The organism is Amycolatopsis sp. NPDC043887 (assembly GCF_056435665.1).
This window is the reverse complement of sequence record NZ_JBWKEB010000032.1, coordinates 10,516-33,055: the sequence shown is the minus strand read 5'-3', so window position 1 is coordinate 33,055 and position 22,540 is coordinate 10,516. Positions and strand designations below refer to the sequence as shown.

At 71.1% G+C, this 22,540-nt stretch carries 2 protein-coding genes; both read left to right on the top strand.

The window, feature by feature from the left end:
- Positions 1-5: 5 nt before the first annotated feature.
- Positions 6-22,241 carry a non-ribosomal peptide synthase/polyketide synthase gene (locus AC069H_RS41990; RefSeq protein ID WP_478236053.1) on the top strand — a complete coding sequence of 7,412 codons (22,236 nt, stop codon included), beginning with the start codon at positions 6-8 and terminating at the stop codon, positions 22,239-22,241.
- Positions 22,238-22,447 (top strand): MbtH family protein, encoded by a 210-nt coding sequence (locus AC069H_RS41985; RefSeq protein ID WP_007029404.1) that lies wholly within the window; start codon positions 22,238-22,240, stop codon positions 22,445-22,447. Before AC069H_RS41990 ends, AC069H_RS41985 begins: the two co-directional genes overlap by 4 nt.
- Positions 22,448-22,540: the final 93 nt, after the last annotated feature.

The following is a 22,540-nucleotide window of genomic DNA, read 5'->3' as shown; positions in this document are numbered from 1 at the left end:
ACCCGATGAACCGCGGCTTTCCCTTGTCCCCGGCACAGCAGGGGATCTGGCTCGCGCAGCAGCTCGACCCGGCCGATCCGATCTACACGATCGGCTGGCTCGCCGAGCTTCGCGGCGACGTCGACGTCCCCCGGCTGGGTGACGCCGTCCGGCGGGCGGTCGCGGAGGCGGAATGCCTGCACGTCACGGTCGAGCTGGACGGCGACACGCCGGTCCAGCGGCCGGTCGCCCCCGGAGAGGTCGCGGTCCTCGACTTCACCGGCGAGCCGGATCCGGAGCGGGCCGCGGACGAGTGGGCGCGGGCCGAGCTCGCCGTGGTGACCGACCCCGGCCGCGGGCCGCTCACCGCGCACGCACTGCTCGTCCTGGCCGCGGACCGGGTCCGCTGGTTCCAGCGCTACCACCATCTGGTGATGGACGCGCACGGGCAGGCCGTCCTGACCCGTCGCGCGGCTGCCCTCTATTCGGGCACCGCCGAGGAGGTCTCCTGGCCGCTTTCCGGGCCGACCGAGGCGGACTACGACGCGAAGGCCGACCGCGACTACTGGCTCGGTGAACTCGCGGGCAGGCCCAATCCGGTGCGGCTGCTCGGCCGCGCGTCGTCCGGTCAGGTCCGACTGCGGCGGCATTCGTGGGAGCTCCCCGCGGCGAAGACCGGTCGCCTGCGCAAGTTCGCGCTCGACGCCGGAACGAGGCTGTCCCGGGTCGCGATCGCCGCGGTGGCGGCGTACGCCCACCGGGTGACCGGCGCCGAAGATCTCGTTCTCGGGCTGCCGGTCACCGCGCGGAGCACCCGCGCCCTGCGTGAGCAGCCGGGCATGGTCTCCAACGTCCTGCCGTTGCGCCTGACGGTGCGCCCTGAGACGACGCCGGCGCAGCTCGTCGCCCAGGTCGCGGAGAAGGTCTCCGCGCTCCTGGAACACAGCCGGTACCGCGGGGAGGACCTCGCCCGCGAGCTCGGCGCGAGCGGCGGGGTGCACGAACTCGTCGGGCTGAGCGTCAACTACATGGCCGTGGACGGCGAACTCGCGTTCGGCGACGCGAGCGCGACGGTGCACAACCTCGAACTAGGGCCGATCAGCGACGTCGCCATCGCCGTGTACGACGCCGGTGAGGGCCGCGGGCTCCGGTTCGACTTCGACGCCGACGAGTCCGTGTCTTCCGACGACGAACTCGCCGATCACCGTCGCCGGTACGCCGAGGTGCTCGATGCCCTGGTGGCGGGGCCGGACCTGCCGCTGGCCGCGATCGACCTGCTCACCGTCGAGGAACGTGCCCGGGTCCTGGCGCTCGGGACGGCGGTCGCGGAGTCGCCCGAGGTGTCCTGGCCCGAGGCGTTCGCCCGGGTCGTGGCGCGGAAGCCGGACGCGGAGGCGGTCGTCTGCGAGGACGTCCGGATGACCTACGCCGAGGTCGACGCCGCCGCCAACCGGCTCGCCCGGCTGCTGCGGCGACGCGGCGTCGGTGACGAGGACGTCGTCGGCGTGGCGATGCCGCGGTCGGCGGCTCTCGTCGTCGCCCTGCTCGGCGTGATGAAAGCCGGCGCCGCGTACCTCCCGCTCGACCTCGACCACCCCGAAGATCGCCTCGCGTACATGCTTTCGCACGCGGGCGCGGAACTCGTGGTATCCACTGTGGAGGAGTCCGCGCAGCTGCCGTCCGGTGTGGACGTCGAGCGGATCCTGCTCGACGATCCCGAGATCACCGCGGAACTCGCGGCGCTCGAATCGTCCACTGTGGACGTCAGCGGGATCGCGCTGAGCCAGGCCGCGTATGTCATCTACACCTCGGGCTCGACGGGGAAGCCGAAGGGCGTGGTCCTGTCCCACGACGGGATCGGCAGCCTGATCAGCACGGCGACCGAACGGATCGGCATCGGCGAAGACAGCCGGGTGGTGCAGTTCGCCTCCACCGGCTTCGACGTGACGGTCTGGGATCTGGTCATGTCGCTGTGCGTCGGCGGGACGCTGATCGTGGTCCCGTCGCATCGCCGGGTCGCGGGCGTCGAACTGACCGGTTACATCGCGGACAACGCGGCGACGCACATGATCCTGCCACCGTCGCTGGTCGCGGCGCTGCCGCCGGACTGCGAACTGCCGAACGGCGCGGTGCTGATCGTCGGCACCGAGACCGTCCCACCGGAGCTGATCGCGCGCTGGGCCGAAGACCTGCGGGTCGTCGCCGCGTACGGGCTGACCGAGGCGACGGTGAACTCGACGCTGTGGGCGGCCGAGCCCGGCTGGACCGGCCCGATCCCGATCGGCGTTCCGGATCCGAACACCCGCTGCTACGTCCTCGACACCGCGCTGCGGCCGGTCCCGGTCGGCGTCGAAGGGGAGTTGTACGTCGGCGGACGCGGTCTCGCGCGGGGCTACGCGGGACGTCCGGGACTGTCGGCGGAACGCTTCGTCGCCGACCCGTTCACCGGCGGCGGCGAGCGGATGTACCGCACCGGCGACCGGGTCCGCTGGCGGGCGGACGGGAACCTCGACTTCCTCGGCCGCACCGATCACCAGGTCAAGATCCGCGGGTTCCGGATCGAACCGGGGGAGATCGAGTCCGCGCTCGCCACGTTCACCGGGGCCGAGCGGATCGCCGTCGTGCCACGCGAGGTCAAGGCGGGGGATCGGCGGCTGGTGGCGTACGTCGTCCCGGGGGCGGGCGGATCACCGACGCTGCTCAAGGACCTGCGGGCCCACGCGGAATCGGCGCTGCCGCACTACATGGTGCCGTCGGCGTTCGTGGACCTCGACCGGCTGCCGATCATGCCGAACGGCAAACTCGACCGCACCGCATTGCCCCTGCCGGATTTCGGCGCCGCCGCCACCGGTCGCGCGCCGCGCACCGAACGCGAGCGGATCCTGTGCGATGTCGCCGCGCGGGTCCTCGGGCTGGCCTCGATGGGTGCCGATGACGACTTCTTCTCACTCGGCGGCGACAGCATCCTGTCCATCCGGCTGGTGCTGGGCGTGGCCGAACACGGTCTCGCCATCACCCCGCGCCAGGTGTTCCAGCATCGGACGCCGGAGGGGCTCGCCGCCTGCGCGGAAGACGTCACCGCGGAGTCCACTGTGGACGAGCGGCCGCTGCTGGAGCTGACAAGCGCCGAGCGCGCGTCTCTCGCCGAGTACGCCGACGTCCTTCCCGTGACGCCGTTGCAGGAAGGGTTCTTCTTCCACGCGGAGTTCGAAGGTGGCCAGGCCGCGGACATCTACACGGTGCAGGAGGTTCTGGACCTCGAGGGTGACGTCGACGCCGACGCGCTGCGCCGGTCGGCGCAGGCGCTACTGGACCGGTATTCGTCGCTGCGGTCCGGCTTCCGGCAGCTCGACGGCGGCCAGGTCGTCCAGACGGTGACCCGGCACGCCGAACTGCCGTGGCGTGAGGTGGCCGCCGAAGACGCCGTGGAGGCCTTCGAAGCCGATCGCGCGCGCCGGTTCGACTTCGCCCGGCCGCCGCTGCTGCGGGCGACCTTCACCCGGCTCGATGAGCGTCACGCCAAGCTGGCGCTGACGTTCCACCACATCATCGCCGACGGCTGGTCGGTCGTGGTGCTGCTCCGTGAACTGCTGGCGGGTCACGAGGGAGCGGACGCCACGCTCCCGGAGCCGGACACCCGTGCCGACCACCTGCGGCGGCTCGCGTCCCGTGATCACGAGGCTTCGCGCGCGGCCTGGCGCACGGCACTGTCCGGAGTGGACGAACCCACCCGGCTGGTCGAGGCACGGGCCGGGGCGAGGAGACAGCCGTCGCGGCTGCAGCTGAGCTTCGGCGAGCAGGCGACGAAGGCGTTGTCGGCCATGGCTCGCACACACGGTCTCACCCTCGGCGCTGTGGTGCACGGCGCGTGGGGACTCTTGCTCGGTGGGCTCACCGGCCGGGATGACGTGCTGTTCGGCAGCACGGTTTCCGGCCGTGACAGCGGTGCCGCCGGTATCGAGTCGGCGGTCGGCCTCTACATCAACACGGTGCCGGTGCGGCTGCGCTGGTCGGGATCCGAGACCGTCTCCGCCGTGCTGCGGCGGCTGCGGGACGAGCAGGCGGCGTTGCTGGATCACCAGCATCTCGGCCTCGGCGAACTGCAGCGCCTCGCCGGTGCGGGGCAGGAAGAACTGTTCGACACCCTCGTGGTCGTCGAGAACTTCCCGCGTGACGACGTACGCGCGCCCGGAACCGTCCGTCTCACCGGTGTCGAGGTCACCGACGCGGTGCACTTCCCGGTCGCGGTGATCGTGACACCGGGTGAAGACCTGGAGTTCAGCCTCAAGTTCGACGCCGCGCGGATCGACGTGGTCGCGGCCGGGCAGCTCGCCGAGCGGTTCGCCCGCCTGCTGGAGACGCTGACCGTGAACCCCGAACTGCCGGTCGCCGCCCTCGACCTGTTGTCGCCCGCCGAACGCGGCCGTCTGGCCGAACTCAACGCGACCTCGCACCCGGTGCCCGAGCGAACGCTGGCCGAGGCCTTCGCCGAGCAGGTCGCCAAGACGCCGTCCGCGACGGCGGTCGTGTTCAGGGACACCGAACTGTCCTATGCGGACCTCGACGCCCGCGCGGAGAACCTGGCTCGCAGGCTGCGTTCCCTCGGGGCCGGTCCCGAAGAGGTCGTCGCCGTCGCCGTGCCGAGGTCGGCCGAGCTGATGGTCGCCCTGCTCGGGGTCCTCAAGGCCGGCGCCGCCTACCTGCCGATCGACCTCGACTATCCGGCAGACCGGCTCGAATACATGCTCGCCGACTCAGGTGCGCGCCTCGTGCTGTCCGAACCCGGGACGGCCGCGCGGATCCCGGTCGTCGCCGGGCTGACGCAGGTTCCCGTCATCGGTGAGCCCGTCGACGACGTGCAGGGCGCGGCCGCCGGACCGGACAACACCGCCTACCTGATCTACACCTCCGGATCGACAGGGCGGCCGAAGGGCGTGGCCGTCACGCATCGCGCGATCGTCAACCGGCTCGCGTGGATGCAGCACGAGTACCGGCTCACGGCCTCGGATCGCGTGCTGCAGAAGACGCCGTCGAGTTTCGACGTGTCGGTATGGGAGTTCTTCTGGGCGCTCTGCGAAGGCGCCGCGGTGGTCCTGGCCGAACCGGACGGCCACCGCGACCCCGCGTATCTCGCGCGGGTGATCCGGGAGCGGAAGATCACCACCCTGCACTTCGTCCCGTCGATGCTCACCGCGTTCCTCGGCAGTGAGGAGGCCACCGGCGACCTGGGATCGTTGCGCCGGGTGTTCTCCAGCGGTGAGGCGCTGACCGGCGAGACCGCCGCCCGCTGGCGTTCGCTCACCGGCGTTCCGCTGCACAACCTCTACGGCCCCACCGAAGCGGCCGTGGACGTCACCTTCTTCGCCGGCACTGGGGTCGAGGGCGCCACTGTGCCCATCGGCCGTCCGGTGTGGAACACGCGGGTGCACGTCCTCGACGGCTGTCTCCGCCCGGTGCCCGACGGCGTGGCGGGCGAGCTGTATCTCGCCGGTGTCCAGCTGGCCCGCGGTTACCACGGACGGCCCGGCCTGACCGCCGAACGCTTCGTCGCCGACCCGTTCGGTGAGCCGGGGCAGCGGCTGTACCGGACGGGTGACCTGGTGCGGCGCCGCGCCGACGGCGAGATCGAGTACCTCGGCCGCACCGACCGGCAGGTGAAGATCCGCGGCAACCGGATCGAACTCGGCGAGATCGAAGCCGTCCTCGTCGCGCTGCCGGAGGTCACGGCCGCCACGGTCGTCGCGAAGGACGGCGCGCTCGTCGGTTACGTCGTCGGCACCGCGGATCCGGAGCGGCTGCGTGCCGCCGTCAGCGAGGCCCTGCCGGCGCCGATGGTCCCGCAGGCGTTCGTCGTCCTCGACGAATTCCCCTTGACCCCCAGCGGAAAGCTCGACGTCCGCGCCCTGCCCGCGCCCGAGGCCGCCAGGCCCGCGGCCGTGGCCGGGAACGACCGGGAACGCACACTCGCACGGATCTTCGCGGACGTCCTCGGCCTGGACGCGGTCGGCGCCGCCGGGGACTTCTTCCTGCTGGGCGGCGACAGCATCTCGTCGATCGCCGTGTCGAGCCGCGCCCGGCGGGCCGGGTTCGGACTGAGCCCCAAAGACGTGTTCGAGCTCCGGACCCCGGCCGCGCTCGCCGCCTCCGCCGCACCTGCCGAGCCGACGGCCGTCGCCGACGGTGTCGGCGCCGTGCCTCTCCTTCCCGAAGTGCTCAGGCTGCGGGAACTCGGCGACGCGGTCCAGCCGGAGTCCGTGCTGCTGACCGTGCCCTCCGGCGCCGACGTCGAGACGCTCGCCGCCGCCCTGCAACTCGTGCTCGACCACCACGACGGCCTGCGGCTCGAACTGTCGCGGGTCGCTTCGGTGCTGTGGTCGCTCGAAGTCCGTCCACAAGGGACGGTTCAGGCGGCGGATCTGCTTCGTCACGCGACCGGGTCCTTGGCGGACGAATACCGGGACGCCGCCGACCGATTGCCGGACAGCCTGCTGCAGGCCGTCTGGTTCGACGAGCCGGGCAGGCTGCTCCTGGTCGCCCATCCGGTCCTGCTGGACGCGCGGAGCTGGGCGACGGTGGCGGCCGATCTCGCGATCGCCTGGCAGGCGGTGACCGACGGCCGCCCGCCGGTGTTCGCCCCGGTGCGGACGTCGCTGCGGACGATCGCCCGCCGGATCACCGACGAAGCGCAGGATCCCGCGCTGCTCGGCGAGATCGAGCACTGGGCAGGGACCTTGGCGCCCGGCTCCACCGAGATTTCCGGCGACGTCGCCGAACGTCGCATCACCCTGTCCATCGAGGACACCCGGACGCTCGTCGGAGCGCTCCCGTCGGCCGTGCACGGCGACGTGACCGACGTCCTCCTGACCGCGCTGAAAATGGCCGTCGACGGCGACCTCGTCGTCGATCTCCACGGCAGGGTGGACACCTCGGACACGGTCGGCGCGCTGACGTCGGTCCTCCCGGTGCGGATCACCGCCACTGGCGAACCGCTCGCGATGCTCAAGGCCGTCAAGGAGACCGTCCGCACGACGCCCGAGGGCTACGGCCCGCTGCGCTACCTCAACGTCCAGACCGGCCCGTTGCTGGCCGGGCTCCCGAAGCCGCGGATCGCCCTGCGCTACGACGGCCGGATCCCGGCCGGCCCGGGGGAGTGGCAGGTGGCCGGGCACGCGGCCGTGCCGCCGTCCGGAGACCACGCCCTGCGGATCGGGGTGGCCTGCGAGGAGACCGCGGACGGGCCGAGGCTGACGGCGACGTTCGCGGGTGCGGCCGGAGCGCTCGCCGACCGCTGGCTCGCGGCCGTGCGCGAGCTCGCGGCCGTGGACACGCACGCGCCGGTGGGCCTCACGCCGTCCGACCTCGAACTCGTGTCGCTGACGCAGGAGGAGATCGCCCGCGTCGAGCGGGTCAGCCCGGTGCCGGTCGCCGACGTCTGGCCGTTGTCGCCGCTGCAGGAAGGCCTGTTCTTCCACTCCAGCTACAACTCCGACCGGGTCGACATCTACACGATCCAGGAGGCGATCGACTTCGATCACCGCCTGGACGCCGACCGGCTGCGGGCGGCGGTGGCCGCCTTGCTGCGCCGGATCCCGAGTCTCGGCGCCGGGTTCACCAGTGAGGGGCTGCGCGGGCCGGTGCAGTTCGTGGCGGCCGAGGCCGAACCTCCGGTGTCCGAAGTGGACCTTTCCGCCCTGCCCGAGGACGAGCGGCGGGAACGCCTCGACGCTTTGATGGCCGAGGACCGCGCGACGCGGTTCGACCTCGGTGCCCCGCCGCTGTTCCGGCTGAAACTGGTGCGGCTCGGCGACGGACGCGACCGTGTGGTGCTGAACCGGCACCTGCTGCTCTGGGACGGTTGGTCCGCTTGGCTGTTCATTGAGCAGCTGTTCGCGCTGTACGACCTCGGCGGCGACGACCGGACACTGCCCGCCGCGGGGTCCTATGTGGACTTCCTGCGCTGGCTGGACCGGCAGGACATCGAGGCGGCCACGAACGCGTGGCGCGAGGCGCTGTCCGGTCTCGCGGAGCCGACGGTCATCGGCCCGGAAGGCCGGGATCTGGTGCCGTCCACCCCGGTCAACCTGGACACGGTGCTGCCCGCCGACCTCGGCCGTGGACTGCGTGAACAGGCCCGGAGGCACGGCCTGACCGTGAACTCCGTGCTCAACGCCGCCTGGGGCCTGGTCCTCTCGACCATGACCGGGCGGACCGACGTCGTCTTCGGCGCCGCGGTCGCGGGCAGGCCCGCCGCCGTACCCGAAATCGAGAACACCATCGGCCTGTTCCTCAACACCGTGCCCACCAGGGTGCGGCTCGACGCGGGCGAATCCGTCCTGGACCTGGTGCGGCGCTTGCAGTCCGAGCGCATGGACCTGACTCCGTACGAGTTCATGAGCCTCGGTGTCCTGCAGCGGGAGGCCGGGCACCGCGTCCTGTTCGACACGCTCTTCGTGCTGCGCAACGCCGACGGCGACGAACGGCGCGACGGCCTGCGCCACCGGCACGGCATCACCGGCCTGCTGAACATCGACGCCACGCACTACCCGCTGACGCTGGTGGTCACGCCGGGCGAGGAAATCCGGATCACGGTGTCGTACCGGGACGACGTGATCGACGCCGCCGAGGCCGCGTCGGTGCTGGACCGGTTCACGTCACTGGTCGCGCAGATCGTCGAAGACCCGGCGAAACCGGTCGCCGCGCTCGCGACGGTGTCCGCCGAGGACCGTGCGGCGCTGGAGGCGGGCTGGGCCGAGGCCGAGCATCCCGTCGTCGACGACACGATCGCCGATCTGCTGGCCGTCCAGTCGGGGCGGACCCCGGACGCGACCGCTTTGGTGTTCGGTGACGAGCACCTGACCTACGCCGAACTCGACGCGCGCATCAACCGGATGGCCCGCCTGCTGCTGGCGAGGGGGGCCGCGCCGGAACAGGTGATCGCGCTCGGCCTGCCGCGATCGATCGACATGGTCGTCGCGCTGTTCGCCGTACTCCGGACCGGCGCGGCGTACCTGCCGCTGGAGCTCGACTACCCGGTCGACCGGCTCACGGTGATGCTGGAGGACGCCCGGCCGCTGTGCCTGGTGTCCACGAAGGAGGTCTCGGCGACACTGCCCGGCAACACGCCGCGGATCCTCGTCGACGACCACGAAGACAGGGCGTTCGGCGACGGCCCGATCTCCGACGCCGAGCGCCCGCTGTTCGCGCGCGGCCGCGCGGACCGCATGGAGCACCCGGCGTACGTCATCTACACGTCGGGCTCGACAGGAAAGCCCAAGGGTGTCGTCACGCCGTACCGCGGCCTGACGAACATGCAGCTCAACCACCAGGGCGCCGTCTTCGCCCCGGCCATCGCGTCGGCGGGCGGAAGGCGGCTGCGGATCGCCCACACCGTGTCGTTCGCCTTCGACATGTCCTGGGAAGAACTGCTGTGGCTCGTGGAAGGGCACGAGGTCCACGTCTGCGACGAGGAACTGCGCCGGGACGCGCGGGCGCTCGTGGCGTACTGCGACGAGCACGAGGTCGACGTCGTCAACGTGACGCCGACGTATGCCCACTTGCTGATCGAAGAAGGTCTGCTGGAAGGGCACCGGCCGGCGCTCGTCCTGCTCGGTGGCGAAGCGGTGTCCGAGTCGGTGTGGAACCGGCTGCGGGACACCGACGGGACCTACGGCTACAACCTGTACGGACCCACCGAGTACACGATCAACACGCTCGGCGGCGGCACGACCGACAGCGACACCCCGACCGTCGGCAAGCCGATCTGGAACACGCGCGCCTACATCGTCGACGCCTGGCTCCGGCCGGTCCGCGACGGTGTCGCGGGTGAGCTCTACATCGCGGGCGAGGGGCTGGCCCGCGGTTACCTCGGCCGGCCGGGGCTGACCGCCGAACGGTTCGTCGCCGACCCGTTCGTGCCCGGTGGCGGGCGCATGTACCGCACCGGTGACCTGGTGCGCCGCCGCCCGGACGGCAATCTCGACTTCCTCGGCCGCACCGACGACCAGGTCAAGATCCGCGGCTACCGCGTCGAACTCGGCGAGATCGAGACCGCGCTCAGCCGGTACCCGGAGGTCGCGCAGGCCGCCGTCATCGCTCGGCCGGACCCATCGGCGCCCGGTCTGCAACGGCTCATCGGGTACGTCGTCCCGGCCGAACTGAGTGGGGACGCGCGGGCCGAGGCCGAAGCCGACCAGGTCGGCGAATGGCAGCAGATCTACTCCGACGAGTACACCGAGATCCCGACGGCGTTGTTCACCGAGGACTTCGCGGGCTGGGATTCCAGCTACGACGGCGAACCGATCCCGCTGGAGCACATGCGGGAATGGCGGCGGGCGACCGTCGACCGCATCGCCGAGCTGAAGCCGGAACGGGTGCTGGAGATCGGCGTCGGCACCGGTCTGCTGATGGGGCAGATCGCGCCGCTGGTCCGGGAGTACTGGGGCACCGACCTCGCCGCGCCGGTGATCGCGAAGCTGAACCGTGAGCTGGAACAGGATCCGGGCCTGGCGGCCAGGGTGAATCTGCGGGCCCAGCCGGCGCACGTGTTCGACGGCCTGCCGGCCGGCCGGTTCGACACGATCGTGATCAACTCCGTCATCCAGTACTTCCCGAGCGTCGACTACCTGACCGACGTCATCACGAAGGCGATCGGCCTGCTGGCGCCCGGCGGCGCGCTGTTCGTCGGCGACATCCGGAACCTGCGGCTCGCCCGCGCCTTCCACACCGCGATCCAGCTCACCCGCGCCGACGCGACGTCCGACGTCGCCCAGGTGCGGCGCGCGATCGAACGCGGTGCCGCGCTGGAGAAGGAACTGCTGATCGACCCGGACTACTTCACCGCGCTCGCGCGGCGGCTTCCGGACGTCGCCGCGCAGGTCCGGATCAAACGGGCCCGGCTGCACAACGAACTGAGCCGGTACCGCTACGACGCGGTCCTCATGAAGGAACCCGCCGAGACGGTGTCGGTCGCTCAGGCGCCGCGCGTGTCCTGGGACGAAGTGGGCTCCCTGGCCGCGCTGGAGGACCGTCTCTCCGGCGTGGAAACGCTGCGGGTGAGCCGGATCCCGGACGCCCGGCAGGCTCCGGAGGTCGAGGCGACGCGTGCCTTGGACGCCGGCGCGCCGCTCGTCGACGTCCTCGCGTTGTTCCGCGCTTCCCGTGGTGTGGAGCCCGAGGACGTGCACGAACTCGGTGACCGGCTCGGGTTCCGGGTGTACTGCACCTGGTCGGCCGAGGGCGCCTTCGAGGCCGTGTTCGTCCACAAGGGACAGACGGAAGCGCTGGTCACCGGTGTGCATCTGCCGCTCTCCCTCGGCACGAATCTGGCCAAGTACGCCACGAGCCCGACGGCGGCCCGTGGCGGCGGCGAGCTGGTGCAGCGCCTGCGGGACAGGCTCAAGACGGAACTGCCGGACTACATGGTCCCGTCCGCTTTCGTCACGCTGGGCGCGCTGCCCCTGACCGACAACGGCAAGCTCAACACGCGGGCGCTCCCGGACGCAGAGCAGACGGTGCGGCTCGCCGAAAGCCGCCCGGCCGAGACCGCCGAGGAGGAGACGCTGTGCGCGCTCTTCGGCGAGGTCCTCGGCGTGGACGGGGTCGGCGTCGAGGACAACTTCTTCGATCTCGGCGGTCATTCCCTGCTCGCCACCCGGCTCATCAGCCGGGCCAGGACCGAACTCGGCGCCGAACTGGCCATCCGTGACCTGTTCGAGGCGCCGACGGTGGCCGAGTTGGCCGCTCGCGCCGGTGGCGGCGAACCGGCTCGCCCGGCGGTGGTCCGCGCCGAGCGCCCCGACCGGATCCCGCTTTCGGCGGCCCAGCGCAGCCTTTGGCTCGTGGACCGGATGGAAGCGAACGCGGTCGCCTACAACTTCCCGCTGACCTTCCGCCTGCGCGGCGAGCTGGACATCGAAGCGCTGAGTGCCGCGCTCGGCGACGTGCTCGGCAGGCACGAGGTCCTGCGGACCGTTCTCGCCGAGCACGACGGGGAGCCCTGCCAGCGCGTTCTCGACGCGCCGGAGATCCCGTTCGCCGTCGAGGAGTGTGACGAGGACGGTCTGGCCGCGCGGATCGCCGAGCTCTCCCGGACGCCGTTCGACCTGGCGACGGAGATCCCGGTCCGGCTGCGGGTGCTGGGCCTCGGCAACGGCGACCAGGTGATCTCGCTGGTCCTGCACCACAGCGCGACCGACGAATGGTCCGACCGGCCGTTCCTGGGCGACCTGACCTCGGCCTATCGGGCCCGGCGGGCGGGCGAGGCTCCCGTATGGACGGATCTCCCGGTGCAGTACGCCGACTTCGCGTTGTGGCAGAGGGACTTCCTCGACCAGCGCGGAGCCGCTCAGGTCGCCTTCTGGGCCGACTCCTTGCGCGGGGCGCCGGACGAGCTGACCTTGCCACTGGACCGTCCCCGTCCGCTCCGGCCGACGGGCAAGGGCGGAAAGGTCAAGTCCCCGCTCTCCGAGGAACTGTCGGCCGCTGTACGCGATCTGGCGGCGAAGGCGGGAGCGAGCCCGTTCATGGTGCTTCAGGCGGCGGTGGCCGCGCTGCTGCACCGGACCGGCGCTGGAGACGACATCCCGCTGGGCGCCCCGATCGCCGGACGCACCGACGCGGCACTCGACGACCTCGTCGGGTTCTTCGTGAACACGCTGGTGCTGCGGACCGATCTTTCCGGCGCGCCGACGTTCGCCGCGCTACTCGACAGGGTGCGCGAAGCGGATCTCGCCGCGTTCTCGCACGGTGACCTGCCGTTCGAGCGCGTGGTCGAGGAGCTGAACCCGCCCCGGGTGCCGGGCCGCAACCCGCTGTTCCAGGTGATGGTGGGCTACCACCGGCAGAGCGACGCGCACGACGTGCTCGGGCTGCCCGCCGAGTGGTTCGAGATGGACACCGGCATGGCGAAGTTCGACCTGCACTTCACGATGGTCGACGACGGGACCACCGCCACGCTGATGCTGGAGTACGCCGAGGACCTCGCCGACGCGACGACGGCCGAACGGTTGCTGACCCGGCTGACGTCCTTGCTGGAGCAGGTCACGGCCGAGCCGAAGCGGCCGGTCGCGGCGCTCGACGTCCTCGTCGGCGACGAACTCGCGCGGGTGACCGAGTGGAACCGCACGGCTCGTGAAGTCCCGGTCGCGACATTGCCGGAGTTGTTCGAGGCGCAGGTGGCGCGGGCGCCGGACGCGCCCGCTGTGGTGTTCGAGGACGCCGAGCTGTCGTATGCCGAGTTCGACGCGCGGGCGAATCAGCTCGCGCGGTGGCTGGTCGAGCGGGGTGTGGGTGCGGAGTCGGTGGTGGCGGTGTCGCTGCCACGGTCGATCGACCTGGTCGTCGCGCTGTATGCCGTGCACAAGGCCGGTGGCGCCTATTTGCCGGTCGACCGCGACTATCCGGCTGACCGTATCGCGTTCATGCTCGAAGACGCGGCGCCCGCGGTCGTGCTCGACGAGCTGCCCGTTTTGGACGGCTACTCCGGTGAGAATTTGGGGCGCGTCGTGGATCCGTCGTCTCCGGCGTATGTGATCTATACGTCGGGTTCGACGGGGCGTCCGAAGGGTGTGGTGGTGCCGCATTCCGGCATCGTGAACCGGTTGTTGTGGATGCAGGACGAGTATGGTCTGACGGCTGATGATCGGGTGTTGCAGAAGACGCCGTCGAGTTTCGACGTGTCGGTGTGGGAGTTCTTCTGGCCGCTGATCACCGGCGCGACGCTGGTGGTCGCCAAACCGGACGGCCACCGCGATCCGGCGTACCTCGCGGAGCTGATCCGCACCGCCGGGATCACCACCGTCCACTTCGTCCCGTCGATGCTCGCGCTGTTTCTGGAGACCGCGACGTGTACGGGCCTGCGGCGCGTGATCTGCAGTGGCGAGGCACTGCCGTCGGAGCTGGCGGCCCGCGTGGACGTCCCGCTGTACAACCTCTACGGCCCGACCGAGGCGTCCGTCGACGTGACGGCGTGGCGTGCGGCCGTCGAAACGAGGCCGTTGGTCCCGATCGGACGTCCGGTGTGGAACACGCGGACGTACGTGCTGGACGCGCGGTTGAACCCGGTCCCGCCCGGTGTCCCCGGTGAGCTCTACCTCGCCGGCGTGCAGCTCGCTCGCGGATACCTGGCCAGGCCGGGGCTGACCGCCGAGCGGTTCGTCGCCGACCCGTTCGGCGGCCCTGGTGCGCGCATGTACCGCACCGGGGACCTCGCGCGCTGGTCCGCGGACGGTGTCCTCGAGTTCCTGGGCCGTGTCGACGACCAGGTCAAGATCCGCGGCTTCCGCGTCGAACTCGGTGAGGTCGAGGCTGCCTTGACCGCGTCCGGATCCGTCTCGCGTGCCGTGGTGGTCGCTCGCGAAGACCGACTGGTGGCATACATCGTCGGCTCGGTCGAAGACCTGCGGGAAGCGGTTGCGGCGAAGCTGCCGGAGCACATGGTGCCGTCGGCGTTCGTCGTCCTCGACGAGATCCCGTTGACCCCGAACGGCAAACTCGACCGCAAGGCGTTGCCCGCGCCGGAGTTCGCGACCACCGAAGGCCGCGGGCCGCGGAACGCGGGGGAATCGGCCCTGTGCGCGCTGTTCGCCGACGTGCTCGGCGTCGAGCGGGTCGGGATCGATGACGGTTTCTTCGCCCTCGGCGGGCATTCGCTGCTGGTGATGCGCCTGGTCAGCCGGATTTCGGCGAGCATGGACGCCACGGTGTCGGTCCGCGACGTCTTCGACGCCCCCACCGTCTCCGCGCTGGCCGAACGACTCGCCGGCCCGTCCGCGCAGCCGGCCCTGAGCGCCGGGAACCGGCCGGACGTGCTGCCGCTTTCGCCCGCGCAGCAACGGTTGTGGTTCCTGTACCGGCTCGAAGGGGTCACGTCCACCTACAACATCCCGCTCGCCTGGCGCCTGCACGGCGAACTGGACGCGGACGCGCTGCGCGCGGCGATCGGCGACCTCGTCGAGCGGCACGAACCACTCCGGACCGTGTTCGCCGAGGAGAAGGGCGTCGCGGCGCAGCGGATCCTGACCGACACGCGTCCGATGGTCCGTTTCGAGGCAGCCGGAGACCTTCCGGCGCAGTTGTCCGCCGAGGCCGGTCGCGGATTCGCCCTCGACGAGGAACTCCCGATCCGGGCCACGGTCTTCGCCGTGTCGCCACGGGAGCACGTCCTGCTGCTGGTGATCCATCACGTGGCGACGGACGAGTGGTCACAAGGGCCGCTCATGGCGGACCTCGCCGCGGCGTACGACGCTCGTCTGGCCGGGGCCGCTCCACAGTGGACTGAACTGCCCGTCCAGTACGCGGATTACGCCTTGTGGCAACGGGAACTGCTCGACTCGACGGCTCCCGCACACCTCGACTTCTGGCGGGAAGCGCTGGCCGGACTGCCGGACGAACTGGCCCTGCCCACGGACCGGCCACGGCCTGCCGAGTCGAGCCATCGCGGCGGTCTCGTCACCTTCCCGATCGACGGCGGGCTCACCGAGCGCCTGCGTGCGGTCGCCCGGCGGCACGACGTCAGCATGTTCATGCTGGCGCAGGCCGCGGTCGCGGCACTGCTGCACCGGCTCGGCGCCGGGGACGACATCCCGCTCGGCGCACCGAGCTCGGGCCGCGTCGACGAGCGGCTGGAGCCGCTGATCGGCTTCTTCGTCAACTCGCTCGTGCTGCGCACCGACCTGTCCGGTGACCCGGCGTTCGGCGACCTGCTCTCGCGGGTGCGCGCGACCGACCTCGCCGCCTCCGAACACCAGGACCTGCCGTTCGAGCGCCTGGTCGACGCGGTCAACCCGGAACGTTCGCTGGCCAGGCACCCGTTGTTCCAGGTGATGGTGGTCTACCTGCCCGAATCGGGCGAGGGGCTGGAGCTGCCCGGTCTTCGTGCGGTCCAGGAAGAGTTCGCGCAGGGCGTCGCCAAGTTCGACCTCGAGTTCGGGTTCCTGGAGAACGGCGACGGGATCTCGGGCGCGATCGAGTACAGCGCCGATCTGTTCGACCACGCCACGGCCGAGTCGTTCGCGCGGCGCCTGGTCGCCGTTCTGGACCAGGTCGCCGCCGATCCCGCGATCCCGGTCGGCGAACTCGACATCCTCGGCGAAGACGAGCGCGCCCAGCTCGGGCGCTGGAACGACACCGCGCACGACGTCCCCGCGACCACTCTGCCGGAGTTGTTCGAGGCGCAGGTGGCGCGGGCGCCGGACGCGCCCGCTGTGGTGTTCGAGGACGCCGAGCTGTCGTATGCCGAGTTCGATGCACGCGCGAATCGGCTGGCGCGGTGGCTGGTCGAGCGGGGTGTGGGTGCGGAGTCGGTGGTGGCGGTGTCGCTGCCGCGGTCGCTCGATCTCGTGGTCGCGCTGTATGCCGTGCACAAGGCGGGCGCGGCGTATCTGCCGCTCGACACGGACTATCCGGCGGACCGGCTGGCGTTCATGCTCGAAGACGCCGCGCCTGCGGTCGTCCTCGATGAGCTGCCCGTCTTGGATCGTTACTCCGGTGAGAGTCTGGGCCGGGTCGTGGATCCGTCGTCTCCGGCGTATGTGATCTATACGTCGGGTTCGACGGGGCGTCCGAAGGGTGTGGTGGTGCCGCATTCCGGCATCGTGAACCGGTTGTTGTGGATGCAGGACGAGTATGGTCTGACGGCTGATGATCGGGTGTTGCAGAAGACGCCGTCGAGTTTCGACGTGTCGGTGTGGGAGTTCTTCTGGCCGCTGATCACCGGCGCGACGCTGGTGGTCGCCAAACCGGACGGCCACCGCGATCCGGCGTACCTCGAAGCACTGATCCGGGACCAGCGGATCACGACCCTGCATTTCGTCCCGTCGATGCTGGAGGCGTTCCTCGCCGAAGAGCCGGCGTGGCACGGCGTCCGCCGCGTCCTGTGCAGTGGCGAGGCGCTGCCGTCGGAGCTGGCGGCCCGCGTGGACGTCCCGCTGCACAACCTCTACGGCCCGACCGAAGCCTCGGTGGACGTGACCTCTTGGGAGGTCGTCGATGACACCGTCCCCATTGGACGTCCGGTGTGGAACACCCAGGTACACGTGCTCGACGCCCGGCTCCGGCCGGTGCCGCCGGGCGTGGCGGGGGAGCTGTACCTGGCGGGTGCGCAGCTCGCGCGTGGCTATCTCGGCCGGGCGGGGCTGACCGCCGAGCGGTTCGTGGCGAACCCGTTCATGGCCGGGGAGCGGATGTACCGCACGGGTGACCTCGCGCGGTGGCGGGCCGACGGCGCGCTCGAGTACCTCGGCCGCGCCGACGACCAGGTCAAGCTGCGCGGCTTCCGGATCGAGCTGGGCGAGATCGAGTCCGTGCTCTCCGCGCGGGTGGTCCTGCGCGAGGGCAGGCTCGTCGCCTACCTGGCGGGGGAGGCGGACGTCGAAGAGGCCCGGCGGCTGGCCGAGGCCACTCTGCCGGAGTACATGGTGCCGTCCGCGTTCGTGGTGCTGGACGCGTTCCCGTTGACACCCAACGGGAAGCTCGACCGTAAAGCGCTGCCCGCGCCGGACTTCACCGACGCGGTGACCGGCGACGCCCCGCGCACACCACGCGAGGAGCTGCTCGCGTCGCTCGTCGCCGCTGTGCTCGGACTGGACAAGGTGGGCATCCACGACGACTTCTTCCGCCTCGGCGGGGACAGCATCGTCGCGATGCAGATGGTCGGCCGCGTGCGGAGCGCCGGGCTGCTGCTGAGCCCGCGTGACGTCTTCCGGCACCGGACCGTCGCGGCCCTGGCCGAGGTCAGCTCGGTGCGGCTCGACGCGCCCGCGTCCAGGAAGCCGTTGGTGGAGCTCGATGCGGGCGAACGCGCGGAGATCCTCGACGTCGCGCCGGACACGGCCGAGGTGTGGCCGCTGACGCCGTTGCAGGCCGGGCTGCTCTTCCACGCGACGATGGACGGCGACGGACCCGATGTCTACACCGTGCAGGTGTCGTTCGATCTCTACGGGCCGCTCGATCCGGAGCGACTGCGCGAGGCCGCGCAGTCGCTCCTGGACCGGCACGCCGTCCTGCGCACCGGCTACCGGTACCTCGCGTCCGGCCGTCCGGTCGCGCTGGTGGCGCGTTCGGTCACCGTTCCGTGGCGGTTCGTGGCCTCGATGGAGGATGCCGAGGCGGAGCCGGTCCACGATCGGCGCCGCTTCGACCCGGCCAGCGCGCCGCTGCTGCGATTCCTGCTCATGGCCCTGCCGGACGGACGGCACCGGCTGGTGTTCACCCACCAGCATGTCCTGCTCGACGGCTGGTCGGTGCCGCAGCTGTTCGCCGAGCTGTCCCAGCTGTACGCCGGCGCCGACCTGGCGCCCGCACGTCAGTTCCGCGACCATCTCGGTTGGCTCGGGGACCAGGACCGGGAGGCGGCGGAGGCCGCTTGGCGGCAGGCGCTCGACGGCCTGACCGAGCCGACGCATCTCGTCCCGCACGACCCGCAGCGGGTCCCGGCCCTGCCGGAGCGGTTGTCGCTGGAGCTGCCGGAGCAAGCGACCGAGGCACTGGCCGCGGTGGCCCGCTCGCGCGGTCTGACACTGAACACGCTCGTCCAGACCGCGTGGAGCATCGTGCTCGGCAGGCTGACCGGCCGGTCGGACGTCGTGTTCGGCGCGACGGTCGCCGGGCGCCCGCCCGAACTGGCCGGGGTCGAGCGGATGATCGGCCTGTTCATCACCACGATCCCGGTGCGGATCGGGCTCGACCCGGCCGAAAAGCTGGGCGATCTGCTCGACCGGGTCCAGGACGAGCAGTCCGGCTTGCTGGCGCACCAGCACTTCGGGCTCGCCGACATCCAGCGCGGCGCCGGGCTGGGAGAGCTGTTCGACACGCTGATGGTGTTCGAGAGCTACCCCGGTGCGGACGAGGACGAGACCGGCGCCGGGTTGCGTGGGGAGATCGTGCGCCACGAGGATTCCACGCACTATCCGCTCACCTGGGCGGTGGAACCCGGCACACGGCTCAAGCTCACCGCCGAGTACCGCTCCGATCTGTTCGAGGCCGGTCTGCCGGAACGGCTTCTCCCGGCGATGGAACGCGTACTCGCCGCCATGGTGTCCGACGTGGACGTCCCGGTCGGCAGGGTGGACATCCTGGCCGAGGCCGACCTCGACCTGATCGTGCGGGAGTGGAACGGCACGGCGCTCGCCGTCGAACCGTCCACTGTGGCCGGTCTGTTCGAGGACCAGGTGCGGCGTTCGCCCGACGCGACGGCGGTGGTCTCGGGCGAGGTCGCCTTGACCTTCACCGAATTCAACGAGCGCGCGAACCGGCTCGCCAGGGCCTTGGTCGCCCACGGCGTGGGAGCCGAGGACTTCGTCGCGTTGGCGTTGCCGCGTTCGGCGGACGTGCTGTTGGCGATCCTCGCGGTCCACAAGGCGGGGGCGGCGTATCTGCCGCTCGACCCGGACTACCCGGCCGAGCGGCTGGCCGCGATGCTCGCGGACGCGCGACCCAAGCTGATCTTGACCGAGCCTGAACTGCTGGAGTCGTTGCCGCGGAACGACATCGAGACGCTGGCGCTGTGCGCGCTCGTCACCGAGGACCGGCAGGCCCATGACCTGACCGATCGAGACCGGGTCCGCCCGCTCGACCCGGAACACCCGGCGTACGTGATCTACACGTCCGGCTCGACCGGGACGCCCAAGGGGGTCGTCGTCCCGCATCGCGGCGTGGTGAACCTGTTCCACAGCCACCGCGCCACCTTGCACCGGCCCGCGGTCGAGGCCACCGGCAAACCGCACCTGCGGGTGGGACACGCGTGGTCGTTCTCCTTCGACGCCTCCTGGCAGCCGCAGCTGTGGCTGCTCGACGGGCACGCCGTGCACATCGTGGACGAGGAGACCCGGCGCGACCCCGAACTGCTGGCCGCGATGATCGAGCGGGACGGCTTCGACTTCATCGAGGTCACGCCGTCGTTCTTCGCGCAGATGGCGGACGCGGGGCTGCTCGACGGCGACCGATGTCCGCTCGCCGTGATCGGTGTCGGCGGCGAGGCGGTGCCCGAGAGCCTGTGGCGCCAATTGGCCGGTTTGGACGGAACCGAGGCCTTCAACCTGTACGGGCCCACCGAGTCCACAGTGGACGCATTGGTCGCGAGGATCGGCGACAGCGAGAAGCCGCTGGTCGGCAGGGCGGTCGCGAACACCCGCGCCTACGTGCTGGACTCGGCACTGCGGCCGGTGCCGCCCGGAGTCACCGGGGAGCTGTACCTCGCCGGCTCCGGGCTCGCCCGGGGTTACCTCGGTCGGGCGGCGCTGACGTCGGAGCGGTTCGTGGCGGATCCGTTCGGCCCGGCGGGGGCCCGGATGTACCGGACCGGCGACCTGGCCCGCTGGACCGCGGACGGGCGGCTGGACTTCGGCGGGCGCGCCGACGACCAGGTGAAGATCCGCGGCTTCCGGGTCGAACCCGGTGAGGTCGAGGCCGTGCTCGACCGGCACGAGGACGTCGCGCAGGCGGTCGCCCTGGTGCGTGAGGACCACCCGCGGGTCAAGCAACTGGTGGCGTATGTCGTTTCGACCGCGGACCGTGAGGAGCTGCGGCGGTTCGTGGCCGAGACGCTGCCGGACTACATGGTGCCGGCGGCGTTCGTCTCGCTCGACGCGCTTCCCGTGCTGTCCAACGGAAAGCTGGACCGCCGGGCGCTGCCCGCGCCGGACTACACGGAGCTGGCAGGTGGCCGGGCGCCCGAGACCGCACGGGAGAAGGCACTGTGCGCGCTCTTCGCGGAGGTGCTCGATGTGCCGGAACTCGGCGCCGACGACGACTTCTTCGCCCTCGGCGGGGACAGCATCGTCGCGATGCGGCTGGTCAGCCGGGCTCGTGCCGCCGGGCTGAAGATCACCCCGCACGACGTGTTCGCGCGCCGGACGGTCGAGGCGCTGGCCGAGGTCGCCGAGAGCATCGAGGACGACGGCACGGTCGCGCTCACGCCGATCATGCACGCGCTCCGCGAACTCGGCGGCCCGATCGACGGTTACCACCAGGCGGCGTTGCTGCGGACGCCGTCCGGGATGACCGGTGACCAGCTGAAGACCGTGCTCGGCGCGGTCGCCGCGCGGCACGACATGCTGCGCGCGCGGCTCGACCGGTCGGTGGACGGCTGGGCGCTCCGGGTGGCCGAATCCGCCGACGTGCACATCGAGCGCGTCGACGTTGGGGACGGTGATCTGTTCGCGCTGATCGAGCGGCACGCGGAGCCGGCCCGTGCCCGGCTGGACCCGGACGCCGGAGTGATGCTGAGCGCGACGTGGTTCGACGCGGGGCCGTCGGCGCCCGGACGGTTGCTGCTGATGATCCATCACCTCGCCGTCGACGGTGTGTCGTGGCGGATCCTGTTGCCGGACCTCGCTTCCGCCTGGGACGCGGTCGCGCTCGGCGGGAAGCCGGAACTGTCCTCTGTGGACACTTCGTTCCGGCGATGGTCACGGGCCCTGTCCACCGAGGATCGTGCCGGCGAGCTGGATCGATGGAAGTCGGTACTGGGTGGCGGGGATCCGATCCCGCTGGACCGGCCGCTCGACCCCTCGCGGGACGTGGCGGCGACCGTGAAGAAGGTGTCGCTGACGTTGCCCGCCGAGCGGACGGCCCCGCTGCTGTCCCGGGTTCCGTCGGCGTTCCGGGCGACGATCAACGACGTCCTGCTCACCGGCCTCGCCCTCGCCGTCGCCCGGTGGCGCCGGGACGGGGGACAGGCGGTGCTGGTCGACGTCGAGGGACACGGCCGCGAAGAGGAACTGGTCGCCGGCGCGGACCTTTCGCGGACGGTCGGCTGGTTCACCAGCGTCGTCCCGGTGTGCCTGGACCTCGGCGACCTCGACCTCGACGACGCGTTCGACGGCGGAGCCGCCGCCGGCGAGGCGCTCGAACGGGTCCGGACCCATCTCGACGGGCTGCCGGACGGCGGTATCGGGTACGGCCTGCTCCGGTATCTCGACCCGCGCACCGGCCCTGAGCTCGCGAAGTTGGCGAAGCCGCAGATCGAGTTCAACTACCTGGGCCGGATCGGTGTCCCCGAGGCTGCCGACTGGTCGTACGCCGCGGAGGCCGAGGCGGCCGAACTCGGCGCCGACGACGGGATGCCGGTCTCGCACGCGCTGACGGTCGACGTCGTGACCGAGGACCGCCCCGGCGGCCCCGAACTGGGCGCACACTGGTCCTGGCCGGAGGCCGTGCTCACCGAAGACTCGGTGCGGGAACTCGCCGAAAGCTGGTTCCTCGCGCTGGACGCGCTCATCCGCCGGGCTGATTCACCGGCCACGAAGAAGGAGAACAAGGAATGACGAACCCGTTCGAGAACCCCGACGGCACGTACCTGGTGCTGGTCAACGACGAGGGCCAGCACAGCCTGTGGCCCGAGTTCGTCGAGGTCCCGGCGGGCTGGACCACGAAGTTCGGCCCCGCTTCGCGTCCGGAGTGCCTCGAATACGTCGAGACCAACTGGACGGACCTGCGGCCCGCTTCGCTCGTCAAGGCCATGGAGTCCTGACCCGCTTCGTTCCGTGAAGACCTCCTTGGTCGCTCAAGGAGGTCTTCACGGACTTGCGTTGTTCAGAATCCGGCCATAAAACGTGAGTAGCGT